This is a genomic window from Brevibacillus brevis (genome assembly GCF_031583145.1).
Taxonomy (GTDB): domain Bacteria; phylum Bacillota; class Bacilli; order Brevibacillales; family Brevibacillaceae; genus Brevibacillus; species Brevibacillus brevis_E.
This window is the reverse complement of the sequence record NZ_CP134050.1, coordinates 3,473,668-3,499,325: the sequence shown is the minus strand read 5'-3', so window position 1 is coordinate 3,499,325 and position 25,658 is coordinate 3,473,668. Positions and strand designations below refer to the sequence as shown.

The 25,658-nt window shown below is 52.6% G+C and carries 23 protein-coding genes; all 23 read left to right on the top strand.

Going from position 1 to position 25,658, the window contains the following annotated elements:
* The first annotated feature begins 1 nt into the window (after position 1).
* The 23 genes from RGB73_RS17350 to yfmF all read left to right on the top strand — a co-directional run bounded on the left by RGB73_RS17350 (position 2) and on the right by yfmF (position 25,658).
* Positions 2-934 (top strand): bifunctional riboflavin kinase/FAD synthetase, encoded by a 933-nt coding sequence (locus RGB73_RS17350; protein WP_310763962.1) that lies wholly within the window; start codon positions 2-4, stop codon positions 932-934.
* A gap of 138 nt (positions 935-1,072) precedes the next feature.
* Positions 1,073-1,342 carry a 30S ribosomal protein S15 gene (rpsO, locus tag RGB73_RS17345; RefSeq protein ID WP_310763960.1) on the top strand — a complete coding sequence of 90 codons (270 nt, stop codon included), beginning with the start codon at positions 1,073-1,075 and terminating at the stop codon, positions 1,340-1,342.
* Positions 1,343-1,611: 269 nt separating this feature from the next.
* Positions 1,612-3,759 carry a polyribonucleotide nucleotidyltransferase gene (gene pnp / locus RGB73_RS17340; protein WP_310763958.1) on the top strand — a complete coding sequence of 716 codons (2,148 nt, stop codon included), beginning with the start codon at positions 1,612-1,614 and terminating at the stop codon, positions 3,757-3,759.
* A 132-nt stretch (positions 3,760-3,891) separates the two neighbouring features.
* Positions 3,892-4,869 (top strand): polysaccharide deacetylase family protein, encoded by a 978-nt coding sequence (locus tag RGB73_RS17335; protein WP_310763956.1) that lies wholly within the window; start codon positions 3,892-3,894, stop codon positions 4,867-4,869.
* A 114-nt stretch (positions 4,870-4,983) separates the two neighbouring features.
* Positions 4,984-6,237, top strand: a complete 1,254-nt coding sequence (locus tag RGB73_RS17330) for a M16 family metallopeptidase (RefSeq protein ID WP_310763954.1) — start codon at positions 4,984-4,986, stop codon at positions 6,235-6,237.
* An 85-nt stretch (positions 6,238-6,322) separates the two neighbouring features.
* A complete protein-coding gene (locus RGB73_RS17325; RefSeq protein WP_310763952.1) occupies positions 6,323-6,583 on the top strand; it encodes a YlmC/YmxH family sporulation protein in 261 nt (86 codons plus the stop codon).
* A gap of 138 nt (positions 6,584-6,721) precedes the next feature.
* Entirely contained in the window at positions 6,722-7,621 is a 900-nt protein-coding gene (gene dpsA / locus RGB73_RS17320) for a dipicolinate synthase subunit DpsA (protein WP_310763950.1), read from the top strand.
* Positions 7,618-8,214, top strand: coding sequence for a dipicolinate synthase subunit B (locus RGB73_RS17315; RefSeq protein ID WP_310763948.1), 597 nt, complete (start codon positions 7,618-7,620; stop codon positions 8,212-8,214). The genes dpsA and RGB73_RS17315 overlap by 4 nt, the downstream gene beginning before the upstream one ends.
* 62 nt (positions 8,215-8,276) lie before the next feature.
* Positions 8,277-9,317, top strand: a complete 1,041-nt coding sequence (locus RGB73_RS17310) for an aspartate-semialdehyde dehydrogenase (RefSeq protein ID WP_310763946.1) — start codon at positions 8,277-8,279, stop codon at positions 9,315-9,317.
* An 11-nt stretch (positions 9,318-9,328) separates the two neighbouring features.
* Positions 9,329-10,555, top strand: coding sequence for an aspartate kinase (dapG, locus tag RGB73_RS17305; protein WP_310763945.1), 1,227 nt, complete (start codon positions 9,329-9,331; stop codon positions 10,553-10,555).
* A gap of 58 nt (positions 10,556-10,613) precedes the next feature.
* Complete coding sequence (gene dapA / locus RGB73_RS17300) at positions 10,614-11,480, top strand: 4-hydroxy-tetrahydrodipicolinate synthase (RefSeq protein ID WP_310763944.1); 867 nt, start codon at positions 10,614-10,616, stop codon at positions 11,478-11,480.
* A gap of 143 nt (positions 11,481-11,623) precedes the next feature.
* The gene (locus RGB73_RS17295) at positions 11,624-13,300 is read left to right on the top strand and encodes a ribonuclease J (protein ID WP_310763942.1); all 1,677 of its coding nucleotides are present in this window, start codon (positions 11,624-11,626) and stop codon (positions 13,298-13,300) included.
* Positions 13,301-13,428: 128 nt separating this feature from the next.
* Positions 13,429-14,256, top strand: coding sequence for a ClpP family protease (locus tag RGB73_RS17290; RefSeq protein ID WP_310763941.1), 828 nt, complete (start codon positions 13,429-13,431; stop codon positions 14,254-14,256).
* On the top strand, positions 14,253-14,474 hold the full coding sequence (locus RGB73_RS17285) for a YlzJ-like family protein (protein ID WP_310763939.1): 222 nt from the start codon (positions 14,253-14,255) through the stop codon (positions 14,472-14,474). The genes RGB73_RS17290 and RGB73_RS17285 overlap by 4 nt, the downstream gene beginning before the upstream one ends.
* A 136-nt stretch (positions 14,475-14,610) precedes the next feature.
* Positions 14,611-16,992 (top strand): FtsK/SpoIIIE family DNA translocase, encoded by a 2,382-nt coding sequence (locus RGB73_RS17280; protein WP_310774387.1) that lies wholly within the window; start codon positions 14,611-14,613, stop codon positions 16,990-16,992.
* A 220-nt stretch (positions 16,993-17,212) separates the two neighbouring features.
* Positions 17,213-17,938, top strand: coding sequence for a GntR family transcriptional regulator (locus tag RGB73_RS17275; protein ID WP_310763938.1), 726 nt, complete (start codon positions 17,213-17,215; stop codon positions 17,936-17,938).
* 59 nt (positions 17,939-17,997) lie between these two features.
* Entirely contained in the window at positions 17,998-19,062 is a 1,065-nt protein-coding gene (locus RGB73_RS17270) for a BMP family lipoprotein (protein WP_310763936.1), read from the top strand.
* 120 nt (positions 19,063-19,182) lie between these two features.
* A complete protein-coding gene (locus tag RGB73_RS17265; RefSeq protein ID WP_310774385.1) occupies positions 19,183-20,697 on the top strand; it encodes an ABC transporter ATP-binding protein in 1,515 nt (504 codons plus the stop codon).
* A complete protein-coding gene (locus RGB73_RS17260) occupies positions 20,690-21,763 on the top strand; it encodes an ABC transporter permease (protein WP_310763934.1) in 1,074 nt (357 codons plus the stop codon). Before RGB73_RS17265 ends, RGB73_RS17260 begins: the two co-directional genes overlap by 8 nt.
* On the top strand, positions 21,763-22,722 hold the full coding sequence (locus RGB73_RS17255) for an ABC transporter permease (protein WP_310763933.1): 960 nt from the start codon (positions 21,763-21,765) through the stop codon (positions 22,720-22,722). The genes RGB73_RS17260 and RGB73_RS17255 overlap by 1 nt, the downstream gene beginning before the upstream one ends.
* Positions 22,723-22,804: 82 nt before the next feature.
* Positions 22,805-23,995, top strand: a complete 1,191-nt coding sequence (locus RGB73_RS17250) for a stalk domain-containing protein (RefSeq protein ID WP_310763931.1) — start codon at positions 22,805-22,807, stop codon at positions 23,993-23,995.
* A 49-nt stretch (positions 23,996-24,044) separates the two neighbouring features.
* Positions 24,045-24,200, top strand: a complete 156-nt coding sequence (locus RGB73_RS17245) for a hypothetical protein (RefSeq protein ID WP_310763930.1) — start codon at positions 24,045-24,047, stop codon at positions 24,198-24,200.
* Between the two features lie 162 nt (positions 24,201-24,362).
* Positions 24,363-25,658 carry an EF-P 5-aminopentanol modification-associated protein YfmF gene (gene yfmF / locus RGB73_RS17240; RefSeq protein WP_310763928.1) on the top strand — a complete coding sequence of 432 codons (1,296 nt, stop codon included), beginning with the start codon at positions 24,363-24,365 and terminating at the stop codon, positions 25,656-25,658.

Genomic DNA, 25,658 nt, shown 5'->3' with positions numbered 1-25,658 from the left:
CGTGAAAACGATCTCCCTGACTTACCCACTGTCTGTCGAATTGCAAACGCAGCCCTGCGCAATCGCCTTGGGATATTTTGATGGGGTACATATCGGTCATCGGCGAGTCATCCAAAAAGCGATCGATACAGCAAAGGCGAACGGCTGGCAAAGCACCGTCCTGACCTTCGATCCGCACCCGCGTGAAGTATTGGGGCAAAGCGGCTATACCCGCTATTTGACCCCGCTTGCAGACAAGCTGGAACAATTCGAGAAAATGGGTGTGGACAGAGCCTATGTCATGAAGTTTGATATTGGCTTCGCCGCCGTTTATCCGGAAGATTTCATATCGGAGTGCTTGCTGCCGCTGGGTTGTCGCCATGTCGTCGTCGGCTTCGACTATACGTTTGGCCATCGGGGCATGGGGACAGCCCAAACGCTCCAGGAAATGAGCAAGGGACGCTACGGCCTCGACATCGTCGGCCCTGTGAACCGCTTGGGGGAAAAGGTGAGCAGCACCATCATCCGCGAGTACCTGTACGATGGGGATGTCGATCAAGTCCGCCACTTGCTGGGACGACCATACAAGGTGCGCGGAACCGTCGTCCATGGCGACAAGCGGGGCCGTACCATCGGGTTCCCGACAGCCAACGTGAAAGTGGCTGCGCCGTACCTGATCGGCAAAAACGGCGTGTACGGCGTGCGCTTTACGGTAGAGGGAAAGAGCTACAATGGTGTGATGAACGTCGGAATCAAGCCGACATTCGAGCTGGAAAAGAAAGAAAAATCGCTAGAAGTCCACATTTTTGAGTTCTCGGGCGAGATTTACGGCAAAGAAGTAGAGGTAGAATTCTTGTTCTACATTCGCGAGGAACAGAAGTTTGCCGGTGTCGACGCTTTGATCGCCCAAATCCAGCGCGATGTGGAAACGGCGAAGCAGCGCTTCGGGGAGTAAATTCGCATCATATGCTTTGCTTTTCACCCACCTGTATGCTATAATTCAAAACGTTGTACAGAAACCGTAGCTTGGCTGACCGAGGCTCACCGACGGCAGACTCGGCTAACGGGATAAAAAACAAGGAGGTGAGTCAAGATGGCATTGTCTCAAGAACGTAAAACTCAACTGATTCAAGAGTACCGTACGCATGAGAACGACACCGGTTCGCCGGAAGTACAAATCGCTATCCTGACCGAAAACATCAACAACCTGAACGAACACTTGCGCACTCACAAAAAAGATCACCACAGCCGTCGTGGTCTGTTGAAAATGGTAGGTCAACGCCGCAACCTGTTGACATACCTGAGAGAAGCAGATGTTCAACGTTATCGTGCGGTTGTAGACCGTCTGGGTCTGCGTCGCTAATTAGCGTCTTGCAAAAAGCGGGTTTCCCCCGCTTTTTCTAACGTATATGAATAGATTGGCGAGGAAGCTTTTCTATTCACGTGCAGGAGTGTACGGCGCAGGTCTGCGTCGTCCTCCCCCATGAATAAGCCTCAGTAGAGGTTTTTTTATTATCCGGAAAGACTGCCAAAGGTAGCCATTTAATTTTGCTGGAGGCAGGAAATAATACATACAAGTAGAAAACAAAGTGTATATACTGCACATTGTCGTGAAGGAGGACTGCTAGCAACATGGAGCAACAATTCCGTACATATGAATACGAACTGGCAGGCCGCAAGCTGGTTCTGGAATTTGGCAAAATGGCCAAACAGGCTCAGGGTTCGGTACTGGTTCGGTACGGCGATACGGCAATCCTGTCAGCAGTGACAGTCTCGAAGGAACCAAAAGCTTTGGATTTCTTCCCGCTGACTGTCAACTACGAGGAACGTCTCTACGCGGTCGGGAAAATCCCCGGCGGCTTCATTAAAAGAGAAGGTCGTCCAAGTGAAAAGGCGATTTTGGCCAGCCGGTTGATTGACCGTCCTGTCCGCCCGCTTTTCGCGGAAGGATTCCGTAATGACGTACAAATCGTAAATACCGTTTTGTCGGTTGATCAAGACTGCTCGCCGGAAATTGCCGCGATGATCGGTACATCCGCAGCACTGTCCGTATCGGAGATTCCGTTCGAGGGACCGATCGCAGGTGTGATCGTCGGCCGCGTCGATGGACAGTTCATCATCAACCCAACGGTCGCACAAGCAGAAAAGAGCGATATCCATCTGGTCGTTGCGGGTACGCACAAGGCGATCAACATGGTGGAAGCGGGAGCCAATCAGGTACCGGAAGCAATCATGCTCGAAGCGATCATGACGGGTCACGATGAAATCAAAAAGCTCATCGAGTTCCAAAACAAGATCGTGGCGGAAATCGGCAAAGAGAAGATGGAAGTCATCCTGCATGAAGTCGATCCCGAAATCGATCGGGCTGTACGTGAATTTGCGGAGGCTCGCCTGAAGGAAGCGGTTCGCATCGAGGAAAAGCAAGCGCGCTACGATGCAATCGACGCGATCAAGGCAGAGACCAAGGAGCATTTTGCCGCCTTGAATCCAGAAACGTACGAAGAGCAGGAAAAAATGATTAGCGAAGTGCTCGGCAACATCGTGAAAGACGAAGTCCGCCGCCTGATCACGGAAGAGAAGGTCCGCCCGGATGGACGAGCACTCGACGAAATTCGTCCCCTCTCCAGCGAGGTCAACATTTTGGCACGGACTCACGGTTCGGCGATGTTTACTCGCGGTCAAACCCAGGCGCTTAGCGTGTGCACTCTGGGGGCGCTCGGTGACGTGCAAATTTTGGACGGGCTCGGTCTGGAAGAGTCGAAACGCTTCATGCACCACTACAATTTCCCGCCGTACAGCGTAGGGGAAGCACGTCCGCTTCGTCCTCCTGGCCGCCGCGAAATCGGACACGGTGCTTTGGGTGAGCGTGCGATTGAGCCGATCATTCCATCTGAAACGGAATTTCCTTACACGATCCGCCTGGTATCCGAAGTCATCGAGTCGAACGGTTCCACCTCGCAAGCTTCCATTTGTGCCAGCGTTCTCGCGCTGATGGATGCAGGGGTGCCGATCAAAGCTCCGGTAGCGGGGATTGCCATGGGGTTGATCATGGGCAAGGATGAGAAATCGTTCTCCATCTTGACCGACATCCAAGGCATGGAAGACCACTTGGGCGATATGGACTTTAAAGTAGCGGGTACGGAAGCGGGGGTCACCGCGATCCAGATGGATATCAAGATTTCCGGGATCAACCGTGAAATTTTGGAGATGGCGCTGGAGCAAGCGCGCATCGGCCGCCTGCACATCCTGAAGCATATGATGGGCACGATTTCCGAACCGCGCGAACAACTGTCTCCTTACGCACCGAAGATCATGACCATGACCATCAATCCGGAAAAGATCCGCGACGTCATCGGTCCACAAGGTCGTGTGATCAACAAGATCATCGAAGAGACCGGCGTCAAGATCGACATCGAGCAAGACGGCCGCGTCTTCATCGCTTCGATCAATCACGAGGCCAACCTGCGTGCCAAGCAAATCATCGAGGATCTCGTGCGCGAGGTTGCTGTCGGTCAAACGTATTTGGGAACCGTCAAGCGCGTGGAGAAATACGGTGCGTTCATCGAACTGTTTGCAGGCAAGGAAGGACTTTGCCATATCTCACAACTCGCAGAAGAGCGCGTAGCCAAGACGGAGGATGTCGTCTCGGTTGGCGATAAGGTGCAGGTCAAGGTAACGGAGATCGACGATCAAGGTCGCATCAACCTCTCCCGCAAAGCTGTCTTGAAGGAACAGGCCGCTGCACAGCAAGCGAGCTCTGCGCCTGCCACAGCGGAATAAACGAACAAGCAAAAGGCTTCGTCACTCGAAGAAATTCGCGTACGGAAGCTTTTTTCTTTTTTCGTCTAAGTTTTTTTCCCGAATCATACATTGGACAAAGAGAGACTTGTACGTTCGGGAGGGGCTGCTCCAATGGCAGGATCCAAGAGGAGACTTTGGTTTACGATCAGTTGTGCGGTGCTGTTCATGCTCGTGCTGAACTATCAGCCCATTCACCTCTACATAGACGTCTTAAAGAAACACCAAGCGATTACGGCAGAAGGGCGCGTGGATGAGAGGGAGCGACTGCGCGGGTTGATCGAGCAATGGAAAGAAGGAAAGGAGGAGCTGCCGATCGACACCGTGTACGATAAAAGCTGGAAATCGGCAATTCCTGGCTACGACGGGCGTATTGTAGACGTAGAGGCATCGATCGACAAAATGCTCGCTGCCGGAAAGGAAGGTCCGGATCTGCTGGTCTTCAAAGATATTCCTCCAGCCGTGTCGCTGGAAAAGCTGGGGCCTTTGCCTATCTACCGCGGCAATCCGAAAAAACCTGCGATCTCCTTTATGATCAATGTTGCCTGGGGCAACGAGTATTTGGATTCGATGCTCGACACGCTTGACAAGCACGGTGTGAAGACAACCTTTTTTCTGGATGGCTCATGGGTGAAGCGCTACCCGGAGGAAGCCAAAAAGATCGCAGCCCGCGGGCACGAGATTGGCAACCACGCCTATTCCCATCCGGATATGAAGACGCTCGGTGTGCAGAGTATCCAGCAAGAGATCGGCAAGACGCAGGAGGTCATAGAAAAAACACTCGGGGTCAGACCCACGCTGTTTGCCCCGCCATCCGGATCGTTCAATCAACGGGTGGTACAGATCGCTCATTCTCCGTTTCAAATGAAGACAATCATGTGGTCGGCTGACACCGTGGATTGGCAAAAGCCTTCCTCGAGCTGGGTGGTGCGAAAAATCAGCAGGCTGATGGGCAATGGCGTGCTGGTGCTGATGCACCCGACGGCGGCATCGGAGGCGGCACTCGACCAGCTGCTGACCTTGGCCGAGCAAAAAGGACTGAAGCCTACGACGGTATCGGAAGTGATCTCCACCAGCCGCTTGACGCGCTGAGAAACGTCTTCCTTTGTTGTGGAGACCAAGGAAGTTTGTTATAGTTAGACGTGTTTACAAGATTTTCCCCGTAGATAGTGGAGAGAGACAGATGATCAACCGAGGAGGATTAGTGTGATACAACGTCATACGTGTGAGAACGGTCTGAGAATCGTGACGGAAAAGATTCCGTCGGTTCGTTCCGTTGCGCTTGGCATCTGGGTAGGGACCGGTTCGAAATACGAAAACGATCTCAATAACGGGATTTCCCATTTTTTGGAGCATATGTTCTTCAAAGGAACGTCTACGCGTTCGGCCAAAGCAATCGCGGAGACTTTTGATGAAATCGGCGGAAATGTGAACGCTTTTACATCCAAAGAGTACACCTGCTACTATGCGAGAGTGCTCGATCAGCACGTGCCGATCGCTTTGGACGTGCTGTCGGATATGTACTTCAACTCCGTGTTTGATGCGGATGAGCTGGAAAAGGAAAAGAACGTCGTCATCGAAGAAATCAGCATGTACGAGGATACTCCGGATGATCTGGTTCACGATCTGATTGCGCGTGCCTCTTACGGCTCCCACCCGCTCGGCTCTCCGATTCTGGGCACGGAAGAGGTGCTCCGCAGCCTGAAACGCGACGATTTGGTCCGCTATGTGGACCAGCATTATTTGCCGACGAACACGGTGGTTACGGTTGCGGGCAATTTTGATGACAGCTTGATTGAAGACATCAAAACACGCTTTTCTGCGTTCCAGCGCACGGCTCACTTGCCAGTCTTGACGACGCCGGATTTCGCTTCAGACGTCCTGGCCCAGCACAAGAAGACGGAACAGGCGCATCTGTGCATCTCGCTGCCGGGCTTCCAGGTCGGACATGAGGATGTCTACTCCTTGATCCTTTTGAACAACGTACTCGGCGGGAGCATGAGCTCGCGGCTTTTCCAGGAAATCCGCGAAGAGCGCGGCCTGGCTTACTCCGTATACTCCTACCATTCGTCCTACAAGGAAGCCGGCACATTCACCGTCTACACCGGCACGGCTCCGGAGCAAGTCAGTCAGGTGTTTGATATCGTGACTCATGTCCTGCGGGATGTGGCCGATCACGGCATCACTGAAAAGGAACTCGTCAAGGGCAAAGAGCAGCTGAAAGGGAGCCTGATGCTCAGCCTGGAGAGTACGAACAGCCGCATGAGTCGCCTCGGCAAGAACGAACTTCTGTTAGGGCGTCACCTCAGTCTCGATGAAATTTTGGCGAAGATCGATAGGGTGTCGCATGATTCCGTACTGGCGGTGGCGCAAGAGCTGTTCCGCTCCAAGCTGGCTCTCGCGATGGTCAGTCCGCTGGAAGGGTTCCCTGACAACGTGAAAAACGACATTCTTCTGTAGGAAGCCCGTTTCCCCGAAAAACCCGGCATAGGCCGGGTTTTTTTGCGTATATCAACAAGTAATCGGGACAAAGGGGGAAACGCGCATGCGTCTTAGCGATTTGGGAGGGAAAGAAATCATTGGGCTTGATACGGGGGAAAAGATGGGCGTGATCAGCGATTCCGATCTTGTCATCAATCCGGACGATGGACAAATCCAGTCGATTATCTTGCCGGGCGGGAGCTTTTTGGGATTTGGCAAGAAACGGGATGATATTGTTATCCCGTGGAATTCGATCGTGAAAATCGGTCCGGACATGATCATTATCCAGCTAAAATCGCCGGAAATACAAGCTTCCCAAAAGTAGGCACCACTGTCACCTAACCTGAGGCAAGAGAATAGGATGGGGGTAGACCGCATCGTTTTTCGTCAACTTTTTCACATGGAAAAACCTTTGCGTTTCGATCATTTAATGCAGTAAAATGTGTGGAAAGGGGAACGCAGCATGCTAACGGGCATACATGTTGCCTTCATCGGCGGTGACGCTCGCCAGTTGGAAGTCATCAAGCGTTGCATACAACTGGATGCCAGCGTCACGTTAGTTGGCTTCGACAACCTGGAAAGCAATTTCACAGGGGCAACGAAGAAACCATTAACATGCGATGTGTTGAAAGACGTGGACGCCCTCATCCTTCCGATCGTTGGGACAGATGATCAAGGCTTCGTGGAAAGCATTTTTTGTTCCAAGCAATTGCAGCTGCAAGAAGAGCACGTGGCCAGCTTGCCAAAGCACTGCGTCGTATATACGGGTATGGCAAAACCGTACTTGAAGAGGTTGGTCAGTCCCCAGCAGATTCCGCTTGTGGAACTGCTGGAGCGTGATGAGGTTGCCATCTACAACTCCATTCCCACTGTGGAAGGGGCACTGATGATGGCGATTCAAAACACGGATATCACGATTCACGGCTCGCAGTCAATCGTGTTGGGACTTGGCAGGACTGGTTTGTCCATGGCTCGGGGGCTGCATGCGCTGGGAGCGCGCGTCAGAGTGGGGGCTCGGCGTCAGGAACACTTGGCACGCATTTATGAGATGGGAATGACTCCCTTCCATATAAGCGAACTGAGGCAACAGGTGACAAATGCTGATTTCATTTTTAATACCGTCCCGCAATTATTGCTCACAGCAGAAGTTATCGCCCAAATGCCCCAGTCGGCGTTCATTCTCGACCTGGCTTCCAAGCCGGGCGGAACCGATTTCCGCTACGCCGAAAGACGAGGCATCAAAGCGCTTCTCGCTCCTGGACTGCCTGGAATCGTTGCACCGAAAACCGCAGGACAAATTCTCGCAAAAACTTTGTCTCGTCTCATTGCGGAGCAAACGAAACCCAGGGAGGAGTCAACATGAGCAAACTACAAGGGAAGACCATCGGTTTTGGTTTATCTGGATCGCACTGCACGTTTGAGGAAACCATGCCGCAAATCAAGAGATTTGTGGATGCCGGGGCACGCGTGGTCCCGATCGTCTCCAATACGGTGATGACGACAGATACCCGATTCGGCACCTCTTTAAGCTGGCAGGAGCAGATCAAGGAGCTGACAGGTGAAGAGTTGATCTCGACGATTCCCCAAGCGGAGCCATTAGGTCCTTCCAAGCTCCTGGACGTCATGCTCATCGCTCCTTGCACCGGCAGTACGACGAGCCGTTTGGCCAATGCCATTACGGACAGCGCCGTGCTGATGGCTGCCAAAGCGACGATGCGCAATCTGCGTCCGCTTGTCGTTGCGATTTCCACCAATGATGGTCTGGGATTAAATGCGGCCAATATTGCCAAGCTGTTGGCTGCGAAAAACATCTATTTCGTACCTTTTGGCCAGGACGCCCCGGATAAAAAACCGAATTCGCTTGTCGCCCGCATGGACTTACTTTTGGAGACGTGCGAAGCTGCCTTGGAAGGTCGACAATTGCAACCCTTGCTCATCGAAAGATTCAACTATTAAGACACGACAGAAAAACAACAATCAACCAACTTGTTTTTTCGCGATTAGGAGGAGAGTAAGAGATGGCTAACCAACTGACTTACAATGTTGCAGTCGTAGGTGCAACGGGCGCAGTCGGACAACAGATGATTCGACTTTTGGAAGAGCGCAATTTTCCGATCAAGACGCTGAAGCTGCTTGCTTCCGGACGCTCTGCAGGCAAGACAGTGACCTTCAAGGGGCAGGAAATTGTTCTGGAAGAAGCGACGCCGGAGAGCTTTGCCGGGATTGACTTCGCACTGTTCAGCGCGGGTGGATCTGTGAGCAAGGAACTGGCTCCCCACGCTGTTCGCCACGGCGCTGTCGTGATTGACAATACCAGCGCATACCGGATGGATCCGGAAGTTCCGCTGGTCGTTCCGGAAGTAAACATGGAAGCCGCGCTCGAAAACAAAGGAATCATTGCGAATCCGAACTGCTCGACGATCCAGATGGTAGCCGCTCTGAAACCCTTGTATGATCGTTTCGGCATAGACCGTATCATCGTATCTACTTACCAAGCCGTGTCCGGTGCCGGGCAATCGGCCATCAATGAGCTTCTTGGCCAAAGCCGCGATGTACTGGACGGAAAAGAGCCGGAGTGCAACGTGCTTCCGGTGGGAAAACTGCCGGTTCACCATCAGATTGCCTTTAATGCCATTCCGCAAATCGACGTATTTACGGATAACGGCTTTACGTATGAAGAAATGAAAATGGTGAACGAAACCAAAAAAATCTTCGGTGATGACACAGTGTTGGTGTCTGCTACATGCGTGCGCATTCCGGTCGTCTACGGCCACAGCGAATCCGTCTACGTGGAGCTGAAGCAAGACTTCGATCTGGAAGAAGTGAAGTCGCTGCTGGAAAAAGCTCCAGGGATCGTGCTCGCAGACGTACCGGAAGAGCAGCGCTATCCGCTTGCTACGGATGCTGCGGGCAAACTGGATGTATTTGTTGGCCGTGTGCGTCGTGACCTCCATCATCCTCGCGGGCTGCATATGTGGATCGTATCTGACAACCTTCTCAAAGGCGCGGCTTGGAATACGGTGCAAATCGCTGAAGAACTCATCAAAGCAAGAGCATAGGGGAGAGGTTTGTGAAGATTCTCGTCCAAAAGTTCGGTGGTTCTTCCTTGACGACGGAAGATTGCCGGATCCGGGCAATCTACCATATGAAAAAAGCGATCGACGAAGGCTACGCTCTCGTCGTTGTCGTATCGGCGATGGGACGGAAAGGCGATCCCTATGCAACCGATACACTTTTGCAGCTGATTCGGAATAATGGGAACCAACTGCCGAGTCGGGAAATGGATTTGTTAATGCACACGGGTGAAATCATCTCGGCGACGATTATGTGCAGCATGTTGAATGTGAGAGGGATCAAAGCGACCATTCTCACTGGCGGTCAAGCAAATATCGTAACCAGCGACGACTTTACCAACGCCCAAATTCTTTCGATCGATCCTGCTCGCATCCACAAAGAACTGGAGGCGGGCAGTGTCGTGATCGTACCCGGTTTTCAGGGAAGGACGGCGGACTGGGAAATTACCACGCTGGGACGCGGAGGAAGCGATACGACCGCTACTGCATTGGGCGTCGCGTTAAACGCGGAAATGGTAGACATCTTTACGGATGTCGAGGGCATCATGACAGCGGACCCGCGCATCGTGGAAGAAGCGCAGCCGCTAGCCATGGTGACCTACACGGAGATTTGCAACATGGCTCATCTGGGTGCCAAAGTGATTCATCCGCGGGCAGTAGAAATCGCGATGCAGGCGAATGTGCCGATTCGCGTCCGCTCTACGTTTTCGGACGACCCCGGGACACTTGTCACGACGATGCTGGAAATCGGGAAGTTGGGTTATACTGTTCACGACCGGGTCGTCATGGGCATCGCACACGTACCCAATATTACGCAAGTGAAAGTGGCAAACCGGGAAGGACATTACGATACTCAGCTGCAGGTATTCAAAGCCATGGCGACAAACAATATCAGCGTTGACTTTATCAACGTCAATCCATTGGGAGTGGCCTATACGGTTCACGACGAAATGGGAGAAAAAGCGGCCAGATTGCTTACGGAGATGGGCTACGAACCGCAGCTCCTGCCGCATTGCGCGAAAGTGTCTGTGATCGGGGCAGGCATGACCGGTGTACCCGGTGTCATGGCGCAAATCGTGGAGGCCCTGACGCAGGAGGATATTCAAATCCTTCAATCAGCGGACTCCCATACGACGATTTGGGTGCTCGTGCACGAGAGTGATATGGTCAGAGCCGTCCGCGCTCTTCACCAGCAGTTCAATCTGCATGCCCATCATATGTAAACTCAGCCAGACAGCTTGTCAGAGTTGACTGATCACGAATAGAGGAGTTGGAAAGGCAGTGGCACGTTTTGGCCGGCTGGTTACTGCAATGGTAACCCCGTTTAATGAACACCTGGAGATCGACTTCGAGAAAACGGAGCGCCTCATCGACCATTTGCTTGCGACTGGCACCGAAGCCATCGTAGTCAGCGGGACCACGGGAGAGTCGCCGACCTTGTCCCGCAGTGAAAAGCTGGAGCTATTTAAGCACACCGTGGCCTATGCCAAAGGCAAATGCCACTTGATTGCAGGGACGGGCAGCAACGATACAGCGTCTACTGTGGAGTTCACCCAGGCCGTTCAAGCGCTAGGGGTTGACGCTGTCATGGTAGTGGCACCGTACTACAGCCGTCCATCGCAGGAAGGGCTGTTCGCTCACTTCAAGACCGTGGCGGAAGCAACCGATTTGCCGGTCATGCTGTACAACGTGCCTGGCAGGACGGCCGTGAACATGACGGCGGAAACCACGCTTCGTCTCGCTCAATTGCCGAACGTCGTCTGCATCAAGGAAGCCTCGGGCAATTTGTCGCAAATGGCGAAGATCATCGAGCATGCCCCCGAAGGTTTCGAACTATACAGTGGAGACGACAGCTTGACCCTGCCGATCCTCTCCATCGGAGGCGTTGGAATCGTCAGCGTGGCAAGCCATGTGGTTGGCTGCCCCATGACGGAGATGATCGATTCCTTCTTCGCAGGCGATCACCTATCCGCTGCCCGATTGCATCGAAAGCTGATGCCTGTGTTTGAAGGATTGTTCGCCTACCCGAGTCCAGGACCGACCAAGGTCGCGCTGGAAAAGCTCGGCGTGGCGGTCGGCGGCGTTCGTCTGCCCCTGTTTGAACTGAATGAACAGGAGAAGGCGTTTGTCCATTCGCTCCTTGTTTAGCAGAAGCAAATAAAAAGAGCCCTTCCTTCGGGAAAGGCTCTTTTTCCTTGTGTTCATGTTTTCACTTCGGGTATAATGATAACAAGTGATTTGGGGCGGTTTAATTGAGTGGACATGACAACTAAATATAGGAGGTTACACGTTTGGCAAAGTCGAATCACTCTGTTCTCATTTTCGCCCTGGGCGGAGTCGGCGAAATTGGGAAAAACATGTACGTGGTACAAAGCGAGGACGACATCGTCGTGATTGATGCCGGATTGAAATTCCCGGAAGAGGAAATGCTGGGAATTGATATGGTCATTCCGGATATCACTTACCTCGAGGAGAATCGCGACAAGGTACGGGGCATCATCGTCACGCACGGACACGAAGACCATATCGGTGGCCTCAGCTATGTCCTGAAGCACCTGAATGTGCCTGTCTATGCGACCAAGCTCACCCTTGGACTGATTGATGCAAAATTGAAAGAAGCGGGTATCCTAAGTGATACCAAACGCGTTTTGATCAACAGCGAATCGGAGATTGTCCTCGGCAAGATCAAAGCGACCTTTTTCCGAGTCAACCACAGCATCCCGGACAGTGTCGGGGTATGCCTGGAAACGCCGGAAGGGTACATCGTCCACACGGGGGACTTCAAGTTTGATCAGACACCGGTCAACGACCAAAGAGCTGATCTTGCGAAAATGGCAATGATCGGGGATCGTGGCGTACTGTGCCTTCTCTCGGACAGCACCAATTCTGAGCGCCCGGGCTTTACCGGTTCCGAGCGTTCCGTGGGGATCGCGATCAAGGACGTGTTTAGCAAATCCAGCGGCCGCATTATCGTCTCCACATTTGCATCCAACGTTCATCGTATCCAGCAAGTTCTGGATGCAGCAGCACAATTCAACCGGAAACTGGCGGTTGTTGGAAGAAGCATGCAAAACGTCATCAACATCAGCAGAGAGTTGGGCTATTTACTCGTACCTGACGGATTGATTGTTGAAACCGATGAAATCAACAAGCTGCCTGCTGAACAAGTGGTTATTCTGTCTACTGGAAGCCAAGGAGAGCCTATGTCCGCTCTCACTCGTATGGCCCGATCCGCCCATCGGAAAATTGACATCCTTCCAGGAGACACGGTGATCATCGCTGCCACTCCCATTCCAGGGAACGAGAAATACGTGGCACGGACGATCGACCAGCTATCTCGCATCGGCGCCGAAGTCATCTATGGCGGTCATGGACCAAACGGAACCGTCCACGTATCCGGTCATGGCAGTCAAGAAGAACTTCGCTTGATGCTCAACTTGATGAAGCCGAAATTCTTCATCCCGATTCACGGTGAATACCGTATGTTGAAGACCCATTCGCTTTTGGCGCAGCAGGTCGGAATACCGGAAGAAAACATCTTCTTGCTGGATAACGGCGACACGGTGGAACTCTCCGGTGGCAGGGCCCGTTATGGTCCAAAGGTTCACGCAGGAAATGTCCTGATTGATGGTTTGGGTGTCGGCGATGTAGGGAATATCGTACTCAGAGACCGCAAATTACTGTCCCAAGATGGAATTCTGGTAGTTGTTGTTACACTCAGCAAACAAAACGGCACGATTTTGTCCGGACCAGACATCATTTCACGCGGATTCGTTTACGTTCGCGAATCCGAGGAATTGCTGGACGAGGCCAATCGCATCGTCACCCAAACACTTGTCAAATGCATGGAAGAAAACGTAAATGAATGGTCGTCGCTCAAAAACAATGTCAAGGAAGCATTGGGGCGTTATCTGTATGAGCAGACACGTCGCCGCCCAATGATTCTTCCGATTATCATGGAAGTCTAAGGCGATGCTCTCAAAAAGCCGGAAATCTCGTTTCAGCGGGATTCCGGCTTTTTTCGTCAATTGGAAGCCGTGCATGATTTTGCCTCCCCCTATCCATACTAACGGAGGAAAGAAAGGGAGGATCATTCATGTCGAAGCAACAATTCACCGATTATTTGAATCGGCCACCTTTTGCAGGTATCACCACGAACAAGCAACATTCTCCGCAGCAAACACCGGTTCAAGAGCAAGAACCGAATGTAGCCCCGCCGGGAGAAGCGCCCGGGCCTGAAGATCCGAAGAAAAAACTGCTGGATTCCATCACGCAGCTAGGACAGACCAACGTTCCGCAGCTGGAAAGCAATATTTATTGTATGAGCATCATCGGGCAGGTAGAAGGCCATATCCAATTGCCGCCGCAAAACAAGACGACCAAGTACGAGCATCTCATCCCGCAGCTGGTCGCGGCCGAGCAGAATAACAAAATCGAAGGCGTACTCGTGATTCTGAATACGGTGGGCGGAGATGTCGAAGCGGGCTTGGCGATCGCGGAGATGGTTTCTTCTCTCTCCAAGCCGGTCGTCACCTTGGTACTGGGCGGAGGGCACAGCATCGGCGTCCCGATCGCGGTTGCGGGAACCTACTCCTTCATCGCGGAAACCGCTACGATGACCATTCATCCGATCCGCTTGACGGGTCTGGTCATCAGTGTGCCGCAAACGTTCGAGTATCTGGACAAGATGCAGGATCGTGTCGTCAGCTTTATCGCCCGCCATTCCAAAATATCCGAGCAGCAATTCCGCGAATTGATGACGCGGACCGGAGAGCTGACGCGGGACATCGGTACAAACGTCATCGGGGCGGATGCCGTCAAGTACGGCTTGATCGACGAGGTCGGCGGGCTGGGCAAGGCATTGAGAAAACTGAACGAGCTGATCGAAAAAGCCCGCGCAAGCAAAGAAGAGGTGCTGCAATGATCCTGTATTCGGTCATGCCGGCAGACACCGTGTTCGCCAATATGGATGCGGTGGTAAAACAAGAGCTGAAGGAAGTGAGTCTCGGGCATGCCACCATGCTCCTGGAGCAGACAGGAGCATTTGAAGGACGGATCGTCCGGCTTATCAGTCCAGACCCCCAAGACTACTTGAATCCTCATTATGCTCCCGGCCAAATCGTACGCTTTGGGCCAGAGTGAAACGAGCAAGAAGTCCTGTATTTCTATGATTTTCCTGTGTTATACTAAATGTGTACGAACAGCAGCCGAACAGCGGACGGCTGCCTTTTTACCATTGGTGGTACATAACAAAAACAGGCAAAAGGAGGCGTGCCATCTGAGTAGAAGAAAAAGAGAATCGTCCCAAGCGGCATTGGCCTCGGTTGTCAAAATAGAGCTGCTCGGGCTGATCATCATCGTCCTATCATTGATCGGACTTCTGGAGAGCGGCTGGCTGGGAAAAAACATCCTGGCCTTTTTGTTCCGATTCATCGCCGGTTCCTGGGACTTTGTCATTCCCGTGCTGCTGATCGGGATGGCGGTTCACATGATGTTTACGAGAAAACCACCCCGGCTGACGTATCGGGTGCTCGGTATCGTACTCATCGCTGTAGCGGTGTTTACATGGGATCACCTGATTTTGTACAAGCAAGTCACAGCTGACGGCAAATTTGCGGAGCAAAGCATCCTTCGTGTGACGTGGGACAGGCTATGGCTCGATCACAGCCAAAAAGTTTCGACGACCGGAGTCGGCGGGGGCATGCTCGGAGCCATTGTGTTCGCGATTTGCAACGGTCTGGTGGGAACCATCGGTACCGGGATCATGATTGTCTTCTTGTTCCTTGTCGGAATCATGTTCCTGTTCAATCTTTCCTATGTGAACATTCTGATGTTCCTGCGGGATAAGGCTGCCCATGTGTACGGTAGGGCGAAGGAAACGGTAAAGGATTCCGTCCAACTTTTGCAGGAGGAGAGCGACAAACGCAAGCAGGAAGCAAAGGAAGCCAGAGAAGCGCGCAAAGCGAAGCAGGCTGCCGAAGCTGACGCGGCAGTGGTCGTGCCCATCATTCACGACGACGGATATAGCGGTGGCGTTGGACAAGATGCTCTCGCAGCGGAACCCGTGCAGGAACCGACAATCGCTCCCGTCATCCGCGATTTTACAGACCGAATTGCGATGGAAGAGGAAGAAGCGGCACCGATGAAGACGAATCGGGTTGGCACAAGCCAGTCAGCTGGACAGGAGATCACGTTTTCCCTGGAAGGAGAAGAAGAGATTTTCGGAACGATTGAGACGGATGAGGCCCTGCCGGCGGCGCCGTACGAGCTGCCGAGCCTGCACATGCTGTCCCGTCCCCGTTCGACCGGCGCGGGGAAAGACGTGGATCACACCTCCAACGCAAATAAGCTCGTCCAGACGTTAAAGAGCTTTGGGGTCAACGCGACAGTGTCAGAAGTGCATCGCGGACCTGCAGTAACCCGCTATGAAGTCCAGCCCGCCACCGGGGTGAAGGTCAGCAGGATCGTCAGTCTGACGGACGACCTGGCCTTGGCGCTCGCAGCCAAAGACATCCGCATCGAAGCACCGATTCCCGGCAAATCGGCAATCGGAATCGAGGTGCCAAATTCGGAGGTCGCGGTCGTCTCTTTGCGCGAGGTATTGGAGTCACCTCAATACCAGGATGCACCCGGCAAGCTGACCGTCGCACTTGGCCGAGACATTTCCGGTGAACCGATCGTGGCGGATTTGACGAAAATGCCCCATCTTCTGGTGGCAGGAGCGACAGGCAGCGGAAAATCGGTCTGCATCAACGGCCTGATCATGAGTATCCTGTTCAAGGCGAGGCCGGACGAAGTGAAGCTCATGATGGTGGACCCGAAGATGGTGGAGCTGAACGTTTACAATGGAATCCCGCACTTGCTGGCGCCGGTGGTAACTGATCCGCGGCGCGCTTCCGTCGCCTTGAAAAAGGTCGTGGCGGAAATGGAGCGCAGGTACAATCTGTTCGCGAAGACAGGAAGCCGCAATATTGAGATGTACAACGCCCAGGTCGAAGGACCGCCTTTGCCTTACATCGTCGTCATCGTGGATGAGCTGGCTGATTTGATGATGGTGGCGCCGGGCGAGGTCGAGGATGCGATTTGCCGTCTCGCGCAGATGGCCCGGGCATCCGGGATCCATTTGATCATCGCGACGCAGCGCCCTTCTGTCGATGTCATCACCGGCGTGATCAAAGCAAACATTCCTTCCCGCATCGCATTCGGCGTTTCTTCCATGGCGGATTCTCGCACGATTCTGGACATGGGGGGCGCGGAAAAGCTGCTGGGGAGAGGGGACATGCTGTCGCTGCCGATGGGCGCATCCAAGCCGATCCGTGTCCAGGGGGCTTTCGTCTCCGACAAGGAAGTGGAAGAAGTGGTCCGCTTCGTGAAAGAACAGCAGGAAGCCCGCTACAACGAAGAGATGATTCCGGGTGACGTGCAGGACGAACAGCAACCGGTCGTCGATGACGAGCTGTATGAACAGGCTGTCCAGATCGTCTCCGAGGCCCAGACCGCGTCCGCTTCCCTCTTGCAGCGTCGCTTGCGGGTAGGGTACACGAGGGCAGCGAGACTGATCGACATGATGGAGGCTCAGGGAGTCGTGGGCCCGTATGAAGGAAGCAAACCGCGAGAAGTGCGAATTCCCAGACCTTCCATTGAAAGCAATATTTCTTGATCAAAAAAGCGTAACGAGATTTCTTCCGAAGTGGGCGTAGAGTCGTGCGGCTTTTTTCACTTCTCCTGCGGGGAATTCGAAAAGATTTGGCTTGCATGATCTCCGCCCCTAGGTTAAAATCTTTACGAGATTGAGGAAATTGTTGTATCGTTTCCCATATGAATTAGAGGTCTGACGTCCTACCTGTTGGGATGGCTACTGGACAGCAGGAGTGAATGACATGAGCATCAAAGGGAATGTTCGATCGCTTTGTCTCTTGGTCATGGACAAGATCAAGGGGGATATCGAATCAGGTCAGCTGCGTCCGGGGGAGCGACTTCCTTCCGAAGCCGAACTTTCAAAACAGTTAGGCATCAGCAGAGCGACACTTCGAGAGGCGCTCCGTCTTTTGGAGGAAGAGAAAATTGTCATTCGCCGACACGGCGTAGGGACTTTTATCAATTCAAAACCTGTTTTTTCAGGGGGAATTGGGGAACTCTTTAGTGTGACGGATGCAATTGAGCGCCAAGGCTACTCGGCAGGCACCATGATATTGGAAACTTCCTTTGGGGAGTCCGCTGACGAGGAGCGAAAGAGGCTGTCCTTGAATCCGGGCGAAGGCGTATTGATTGTGGAACGCATTCGAACGGCGGACGGAGAGCCTGTTGTCTATTGTGTGGACCGAATTCCCGCTCACCTGGTTCCGGAAGGCTATACTGCGGTAGGAGAGTCCATCTTTAAATGGCTCGAGAGTGTGATCGGGCTGCGGATTGCCTATGCGGTTACCGACATTGTTCCAATGGGGTACAATGAAAAGGTTTCCAATCTGCTGCAATGCGACAAGTCTACTCCCATTCTCTTGCTCAAACAGATTCACTACGATGAAAGTGAAAGGCCTGTGCTTTACTCCCATAATTACTTTCGGTCAGACAAAATTCACTTTCACGTTGTGCGGAGACGGTTGTAAACAGTGGGGGCAACCTCACTCAACAATTTCATTCAACGAAAAACAGGGGGTATTCTCAGATGAAGAAAGTTCTTTCCGTGCTGTCTGTGGCAACTCTCAGCCTGTCGCTCGTACTGGCAGGATGTGGTAGCAAACCAGAAGCACAACCTCAAGGCCAAGCTGGTCAAGGCGGAGCAACAGGCGGCGCATCCGGCGGCGCGGCACCAACTGTACGTATCGGTATGGTTACGGACGTTGGCGGGGTAAACGACAACTCCTTCAACCAAAGTGCTTGGGAAGGTCTGCAAAAACTGCAAACCGAAATGAATCTCCCGAAAGAAAACGTAAACTATCTGCAATCTACCAGTGATGCCGATTACGTTCCAAACTTGACCCAGTTCGTGAAAGACAAATGGGACCTGACTTGGGGTATCGGATTCCTGATGGGAGACCACCTGAAAAAAGTAGCGGACGAAAACAAAGATGCCAAACTGGCGATCATTGACGCTGAAGTGGACGCACCAAACGTAGAATCCGTTCTTTTCAAAGAGCAAGAAGGCTCTTTCCTCGCTGGTGTCGTTGCAGCGAAAATGACCAAAACGAAAAAAGTCGGTTTCGTCGGCGGCGTGGAAATCCCGGTAATCAAGCGCTTTGAATTGGGCTTTGAAGCTGGTGTGAAAGCAGTAGATCCAAGCGTCGAAGTCTTCAAAGTTTACACCGGTGCATTCGACAAGCCGGACGCAGGTAAATCGACCGCTTCCTCCATGTACGACCAAGGTGCGGACATCATTTTCCACGCATCCGGTCAAACTGGCGACGGCGTGTTCAACGAAGCGAAAAACCGCAAGGCAAAAGGCCAAAACGTTTGGGTAATCGGTGTTGACAAAGACCAATCCCTGACATTCGGCGATGACATCACCCTGACTTCCATGGTAAAACGCGTAGATGAAGCAGTTGTTCGTGTTTCCAAAGACGTGATCAACGGCAAGTTCGAAGGCGGTAAAATCGTACGTCTGGGTCTTGCTGAAGACGGTGTAGGCCTTGCTTCCACTTCCAACAAAAACGTTCCGGAAGACGTATTGAAAGTGGTTGACGAATACAAGCAAAAAATCATCAAAGGCGAAATCACTGTACCTGAAAAATAATTACATTGAAGCTGCAAACGGACAAGGCTAGTTCGAGCAACTAGCCTTGTTCTTTACCTTCAAACAAGACCCACAAAAACGGGGGGAACATGGTTGAATCCGGTAAAGAATGTTGTTGAAATGCGAGGAATTACCAAACGTTTCCCAGGGATCATCGCGAACGACAGCATCACGCTGTCCGTGAAAAAAGGGGAAATTCACGCCCTTCTCGGTGAGAACGGGGCAGGCAAGTCTACACTCATGAATATTTTGTTCGGCCTTTATCAACCGGATGAGGGCGAAATTCTGATCAATGAAACGCCGGTTAAAATTACGAACCCCAATAAAGCAAATGAGCTTGGCATTGGCATGGTGCATCAGCATTTTATGCTGGTCGAAACATTCACGGTAACAGAAAACATTGTGCTCGGAAACGAACCGAAAAACGGGTTGAAGATAGATATTCGAAGTGCGGAGAAGGCTGTGGAGCAGCTGTCCAACCAGTATGGGCTAAAAGTGGATCCACGGGCCAAGATTCAAGATATTTCAGTGGGCATGCAGCAGCGCGTTGAGATCTTGAAAACGCTGTACCGCGGAGCGGATATCCTCATTTTCGACGAGCCGACAGCGGTATTGACTCCTCAAGAGATCAACGAATTGATCGAGATCATGCACAATCTGGTCAAAGAAGGCAAGACGATCATCCTGATCACACACAAACTGAAAGAGATCATGGCGGTTTGCGATGCGGTGACGATCATCCGCCGTGGAAAGGTCATTGATTCCGTTCTCGTCAAGGACACGAACCCTGACGATTTGGCAGCGAAAATGGTCGGACGCGAAGTCAATTTCCGCGTCGACAAAAAAGAGTCGACGCCAAAGGACACCATCCTGTCGGTAGAAAACGTGACGGCGCTGGGGAACCGAGGAGTAAACGCGTTGGACAACCTCAGTCTGGAAGTTCGCGCGGGAGAAATTCTCGGGATCGCCGGAGTCGATGGCAACGGTCAAAGCGAATTGATCGAAGTGCTGACAGGACTGCGCAAAGCCACAAGCGGCCGTGTTCTTCTGAATGGCAAAGAAATCACGAATCAATCTCCGCGCAGTATCTCGGAGTCCGGTTTGTCGCACATTCCGGAAGACCGTCATAAGCGTGGCTTGGTTCTCGATTTCACCATGAGTGAAAACATGGTATTGGAAACGTATTTCCACCCGACGTTCAACAAGAACGGTTTTCTTGATTATGGCGCCATTGACAAGCACGCGGCCAAGCTCATTGAAGAGTTTGACGTGCGGACTCCTAGCATTCATACTCCTGCCCGCGCACTTTCAGGTGGGAACCAGCAAAAGGCGATCATCGCCCGTGAAGTGTACAAGGATCCGGATCTCTTGATTGCGGCGCAGCCGACACGCGGCCTGGACGTAGGGGCGATCGAGTTTATCCATCGACGTCTGATAGAACAGCGCGACAAAGGCAAAGCCGTGCTATTGCTCTCGCTGGAGCTGGACGAGGTGATCAACGTCTCTGACCGGATCGCCGTCATTTACGAAGGACATATTGTAGGCATCGTCGATGCGAAGAAGACGACGGAACAAGAATTGGGCCTGATGATGTCTGGCGGAAAACGGATGCAAGGAGGGGGAAACGATGAATAGGGTCATTGCCGTTTTTACAAAAGAGTCGTTTCTCGTCCCGCTGGTTGCGATCATCCTCGGGCTTTTGACCGGTGCGATTGCCATGCTGGCTGGCGGATTCAACCCGGCCAAAGCGTACATGGCTCTGATTGAAAAGGTATTTGGCAGTGCGTACAACTTTGGGGAGACCATTCGCCAGATCACTCCGCTCATTTTTACGGGTCTTGCCGTGGCGTTTGCTTTCCGTACTGGTCTGTTCAACATCGGTGCCGAAGGCCAATTCATCGCCGGTATGATCGCGTCTACTGCCGTTGGCGTCTCGTTTGATCTGCCAGCTTACATCCATGCGCCGCTCGCAGTAATCGCTGGCGCTATCGCCGGGGGTCTGTGGGGATCGATCGCGGGGTACTTGAAAGCGGCCCGGGGAGTAAACGAAGTCATCACGAGCATCATGCTAAACTGGGTAGCGCTCTATTTGGGCAACTGGATCATGAACGCCTTTTACGTACCGTCCGGCCAACAGCGTTCTGAAATGATTCATGACTCTGCCTCGATCACCATCGGATGGCTATCCGAGATGTTTGACAGTGCCCGTTTGCACTGGGGCACGTTGATTGCCGTGATTGCAGCTATCTTCTTTTACGTTATCCTCTGGAAAACCAAGTCCGGCTTCGAGCTGCGCGCCGTAGGTCTGAACCCGCACGCCTCCGAATACGCCGGGATGAACGTAAACCGCAACGTTGTGAAAGCGATGTTCATCGGCGGGATGTTCGCGGGGATCGGCGGTGCGAGCGAAGTATTAGGGGTATTCCACTACCAGGCTATCATGACCGCCCAGCCAGGGTACGGTTTTGACGGCATTGCCGTAGCGTTGATCGGAGGCAATACGCCGCTTGGTGTCATTCTCGGTGCGATTCTGTTCGGTATTTTGACGTTCGGTGCGGCCGGTATGAAATTCGGGGCCGGCGTTCCGGTTGAACTGATTCGCGTCGTAATCGCCTCGGTTATTTTCTTCGTGGCAGCGCACGGCATTGTGAAGGTGTTTATCAAACCAATCTTGAAGAAGCAAAAGGAAGGTGGAAACTGATGGATTGGGGATTAATCATAAGCAACCTCGTTCATGATACCATCGTGTTTTCCACTGCCTTGATCTTTGCGTCATTGGGTGGACTTTATTCGGAGCGTTCCGGGGTCGTGAACATCGCACTGGAAGGCATGATGATCATCGGCGCATTTACGGGAGCCGTCATCACGTACGCGTTTCAAGATTCATTCGCAGCGGGTGCGCCGTGGCTCGGTTTCCTCGCTGCCGGCATTGCGGGTGCGATCTTCGCCTTGCCGCATGCAGTGGCGTCGATTACCTTCAAGGCCGATCAGACCGTAAGCGGGGTTGCTTTGAACTTCCTGGCAGCCGGCCTGTCTGTCTACTTGACGAAGATCATTTTCAATGGCGCAGGACAAACCACGACACTAACCAGTGTGTTCTCCAAGTGGAGCATCCCTGGATTGCATGATATTCCTTTCCTGGGACACGCCATTTTCGAGGCGTATCCGACCAGCTACCTGGCGTTTATCATGGTGTTCCTTACCTGGTATTTGATCTTTAAGACACCGTTTGGTTTGCGCCTGCGGGCAGTCGGTGAACATCCGCGTGCGGCGGATACGGTAGGGATCAATGTGAAAAAAATGCGCTATCTGGCTGTCACTATCAGTGGCGTGCTGGCGGCGTGGGGCGGAGCGACGATTTCGCTTACCACGACAAGCAACTTCTCTCACAACACGGTATCGGGACAAGGGTTTATCGCGATCGCGGCCTTGATTTTCGGTAAATGGCATCCGGCGGGTGCGATGGGAGCTGCCTTGTTCTTTGGTGTAGCCCAGTCGATCAAATCGCTGGTCCAAATTTTTGGTTTGACGAAGTACGTGCCAACCGAGTTTATCTACATGCTGCCATATATCCTGACCGTTCTCGTGATGGCAGGCTTCGTAGGGCGTTCCAACGCTCCGGCAGCACTCGGCAAACCGTACGAAACCGGTTCTCGCTAGTTGACATAATTTGCGTCTAGAACGCCGGACTTTCCCTGTGCGATAATTTTCAATGGAAGATTTCGTGCGGGGAGGGATTCAGATGAACCGCTGTTTACATAAAAACAGCAATCGTCTGTGGCCAGGTGTTCTAGGCGTTTTTTTGTTGTGCCTGGTGCTGGGTGCCACAGGCGCAGGGACAAGGGAGGCGGTTGCAGCAGAGCCCGGTCCCGTCATTTCACTTGTGATTGATGGGAAGGGAGTCGCCACTGACGTACAACCTTTGCGGCAAAATGGCCGGATGCTTGTCCCGATCCGCTTCATTGCGGAGACAACGGGAGCGAAGGTGGAGTATGAAGCGTCGGCCAAGCAGGTGACCGTCACCCAAAAAGGGAAACGCATTGTCTTGCTCATAGACAGCCAAATAGCCTTTGTAGATGGCAAACGCGTCTCTTTGGATGTGTCTGCACGTATTGTAAATGGACGGACGCTTGTGCCCATTCGTTTTGTCAGCGAATCATTGGGATACCTTGTCGCATGGGACAACCAGTCTGGTGTGGCGCACATTCAGACCAAACCGGTGGAAGACCGGGCGGCTGTGGTTCAGGAAGCATCCAACCCGTATGTTGTACAGTCAGGTGACACATTGAGCGGAATTGCGAATCGACACGACACGACTGTCCAGGAGCTGAAGCAGAACAACTACCTGTCGTCGGACCAGCTGGTTGCCCAGCAATTGCTGTTTCTGCCGAAGGGAGCAAAGGCGGCAGAGCATCCTCTTTCCAAAGAGGTTGGCGACAGCCGGATGCTGACAAACAGGTACTACTTTCCTTTTTCCGATGCGAGCTGGTACGAGCCATACGGCGATAGCTACGGCTCTGACCGCGAATGGACCGAAAGCAACGACGGATCCGTCCGCAACCATGAGGGAATCGATATCATGGCACCAAAAGGCACGCCTGTCTACTCGGTGTCGAATGGAACTATCAACCGGATCGGCTGGAATACGTACGGCGGCTGGAGGATCAACATCACGGATGAGAACGGGCGTTACCGGATGTATTACGCCCATTTGAGCGCTTACGTGCCCGGTCTGCAAGTCGGTTCTGTGATTAAAGCTGGACAATTGATCGGATTTGTCGGTGATACGGGCTATGGCGGCATGGGGACCGTCGGCATGTTCGAGCCTCATCTTCATTTCGGGCTCTACTTGAACAACAACGGAAATGCTACCGATCCGTATTACTACTTGCGCTATTGGGAACAAAACAAGGTGGAAAATCCTTTCTCCTAATGGGGCAAACTAGGCAGAGTAAATCTTTTTGCCTAGAGGAGGGCTTCGCATGTGGATTTGCCCGTACTGCGGCGGCAACCACGGTATACCGTTTCACGATGAGCAGCTGGATGGCATGCTCTGCCTATCGGAGGATTGCGGCCGGTTTGTAGAGGAAGATGCAATTCGGGAAGATCGTTCGGAGTGGGACTATATGGACTTTTGAAAAGGAGCGAACCCGCTCCTTTTTTTGTTGGGGATGGAAATGCAGGTAGCGGACGAACACCTGGCTATGAAAAGCACATCGGCGAGAAGTTTCGCATGCTTGATGGCCTGTCAATTGGTTACAATAGAGAAGAGTAACTGATTGGAGAAGGGAGAATGGACGATGAGTGCGAACATAGCCGAAATCGCGTTTCAAAGTACCCAGATCAATGGGATGAATGTACATATTCTGCCGACTGGCAAATTCAAGACGACCACGATCGTGACCATGATCGAACAGCCGCTTTCCGAGGAGACCGTGACGAAGACAGCCTTGCTGGCCATGGTCATGAAGCGGGCAAGCGCACGCTTTCCCGAAACGAAGCAACTGCGCGCTCATCTCGACTTTTTGTACGGGGCGATCTTTGATGTGGATGTGACCAAGAAGGGCGAGAGGCAAATTCTCCAGATCTATATGGAGGTGCCGAACGAGAAGTATTTGTCGCAAGGAGAGTCGCTTTTGGAGCAGGCCATCGAGTTCGTCGGCGATATGCTTGCGCGGCCGCGTGTGGAAAACGGCGCCTTTGTGGAGAAGTATGTGGCGCAAGAGAAGGAAACGCTGCGCAAACGGATCGAGAGCCTGATCGACGACAAGATGAAGTACGCCAATCAGCGTGTGACGGAAGAAATGTGCAAGGGGGAGCCGTTTGCTTTGCTCGTGCAAGGCAAAGTGAAGGATCTGCCCGGCATCTCGGGACAAGATCTGTACAGGCATTTCACCGAACTCACCACGAAAAATCCGATTCACATGTTCGTAGTGGGCGACGTGGATCAGAAGACGGTAGAGCAGGCGATTGCAAAGCATATTCCGCTGAACCGCTCTCAGGCTGAATCGCTGAATATCGACCAGACCGCAAAGAACGAACACAAGGAAAATGAAGTGATCGATCGGCTGGAGGTCAATCAGGCGAAGCTAAACATTGGCTGCCGGACGCATATCACATACAAGGACGACGATTATCCTGCCCTGTTGGTCTACAATGGCGTACTGGGCGGCTTTCCGCACTCCAAGCTGTTTGTCAACGTCCGTGAAAAGCAAAGTCTCGCCTATTATGCAGTATCCCGCTTGGAGAGCCACAAAGGGATCATGATGATCATGTCGGGGATTGATGTGAACAACTATCAGAAAGCGGTCGAGATCATCAAGCAGCAAATGGAGTCGATGCGTAAGGGCGAGATCACGGACGAAGAAATGAGCCAGACGAGAGCGACCTTGTCCAATCAGTTCCGGGAACTGTTGGACAGCGCCCGCGGCATGATCGAATTCACATTCAACGGTCTGATCAGCGGACGCAAGCGGCAGCTGGATGAATTGCTGAAGGGAATCGAAACGGCTACGATTGAAGACCTCAAGAAAGTGGCGGAAAAAGTGGCGATCGATACGATTTATTTGCTGCGTGACAAGAAGGGAGAGGCGTGA

What these genes read in the sequence shown, in the direction of transcription:
- RGB73_RS17325 (WP_310763952.1), top strand. Translation starts at nt 6,323, where the DNA reads ATGCGTCTTAGCGATTTGGGAGGGAAAGAAATCATTGGGCTTGATACG.
- RGB73_RS17255 (WP_310763933.1), top strand. Translation starts at nt 21,763, where the DNA reads ATGGATTGGGGATTAATCATAAGCAACCTCGTTCATGATACCATCGTG.
- RGB73_RS17270 (WP_310763936.1), top strand. Translation starts at nt 17,998, where the DNA reads ATGAAGAAAGTTCTTTCCGTGCTGTCTGTGGCAACTCTCAGCCTGTCG.
- RGB73_RS17290 (WP_310763941.1), top strand. Translation starts at nt 13,429, where the DNA reads ATGTCGAAGCAACAATTCACCGATTATTTGAATCGGCCACCTTTTGCA.
- RGB73_RS17250 (WP_310763931.1), top strand. Translation starts at nt 22,805, where the DNA reads ATGAACCGCTGTTTACATAAAAACAGCAATCGTCTGTGGCCAGGTGTT.
- RGB73_RS17285 (WP_310763939.1), top strand. Translation starts at nt 14,253, where the DNA reads ATGATCCTGTATTCGGTCATGCCGGCAGACACCGTGTTCGCCAATATG.
- rpsO (WP_310763960.1), top strand. Translation starts at nt 1,073, where the DNA reads ATGGCATTGTCTCAAGAACGTAAAACTCAACTGATTCAAGAGTACCGT.
- RGB73_RS17310 (WP_310763946.1), top strand. Translation starts at nt 8,277, where the DNA reads ATGGCTAACCAACTGACTTACAATGTTGCAGTCGTAGGTGCAACGGGC.
- RGB73_RS17265 (WP_310774385.1), top strand. Translation starts at nt 19,183, where the DNA reads ATGCGAGGAATTACCAAACGTTTCCCAGGGATCATCGCGAACGACAGC.
- RGB73_RS17260 (WP_310763934.1), top strand. Translation starts at nt 20,690, where the DNA reads ATGAATAGGGTCATTGCCGTTTTTACAAAAGAGTCGTTTCTCGTCCCG.
- RGB73_RS17335 (WP_310763956.1), top strand. Translation starts at nt 3,892, where the DNA reads ATGGCAGGATCCAAGAGGAGACTTTGGTTTACGATCAGTTGTGCGGTG.
- RGB73_RS17245 (WP_310763930.1), top strand. Translation starts at nt 24,045, where the DNA reads ATGTGGATTTGCCCGTACTGCGGCGGCAACCACGGTATACCGTTTCAC.
- pnp (WP_310763958.1), top strand. Translation starts at nt 1,612, where the DNA reads ATGGAGCAACAATTCCGTACATATGAATACGAACTGGCAGGCCGCAAG.
- RGB73_RS17275 (WP_310763938.1), top strand. Translation starts at nt 17,213, where the DNA reads ATGAGCATCAAAGGGAATGTTCGATCGCTTTGTCTCTTGGTCATGGAC.
- yfmF (WP_310763928.1), top strand. Translation starts at nt 24,363, where the DNA reads ATGAGTGCGAACATAGCCGAAATCGCGTTTCAAAGTACCCAGATCAAT.
- dpsA (WP_310763950.1), top strand. Translation starts at nt 6,722, where the DNA reads ATGCTAACGGGCATACATGTTGCCTTCATCGGCGGTGACGCTCGCCAG.
- RGB73_RS17315 (WP_310763948.1), top strand. Translation starts at nt 7,618, where the DNA reads ATGAGCAAACTACAAGGGAAGACCATCGGTTTTGGTTTATCTGGATCG.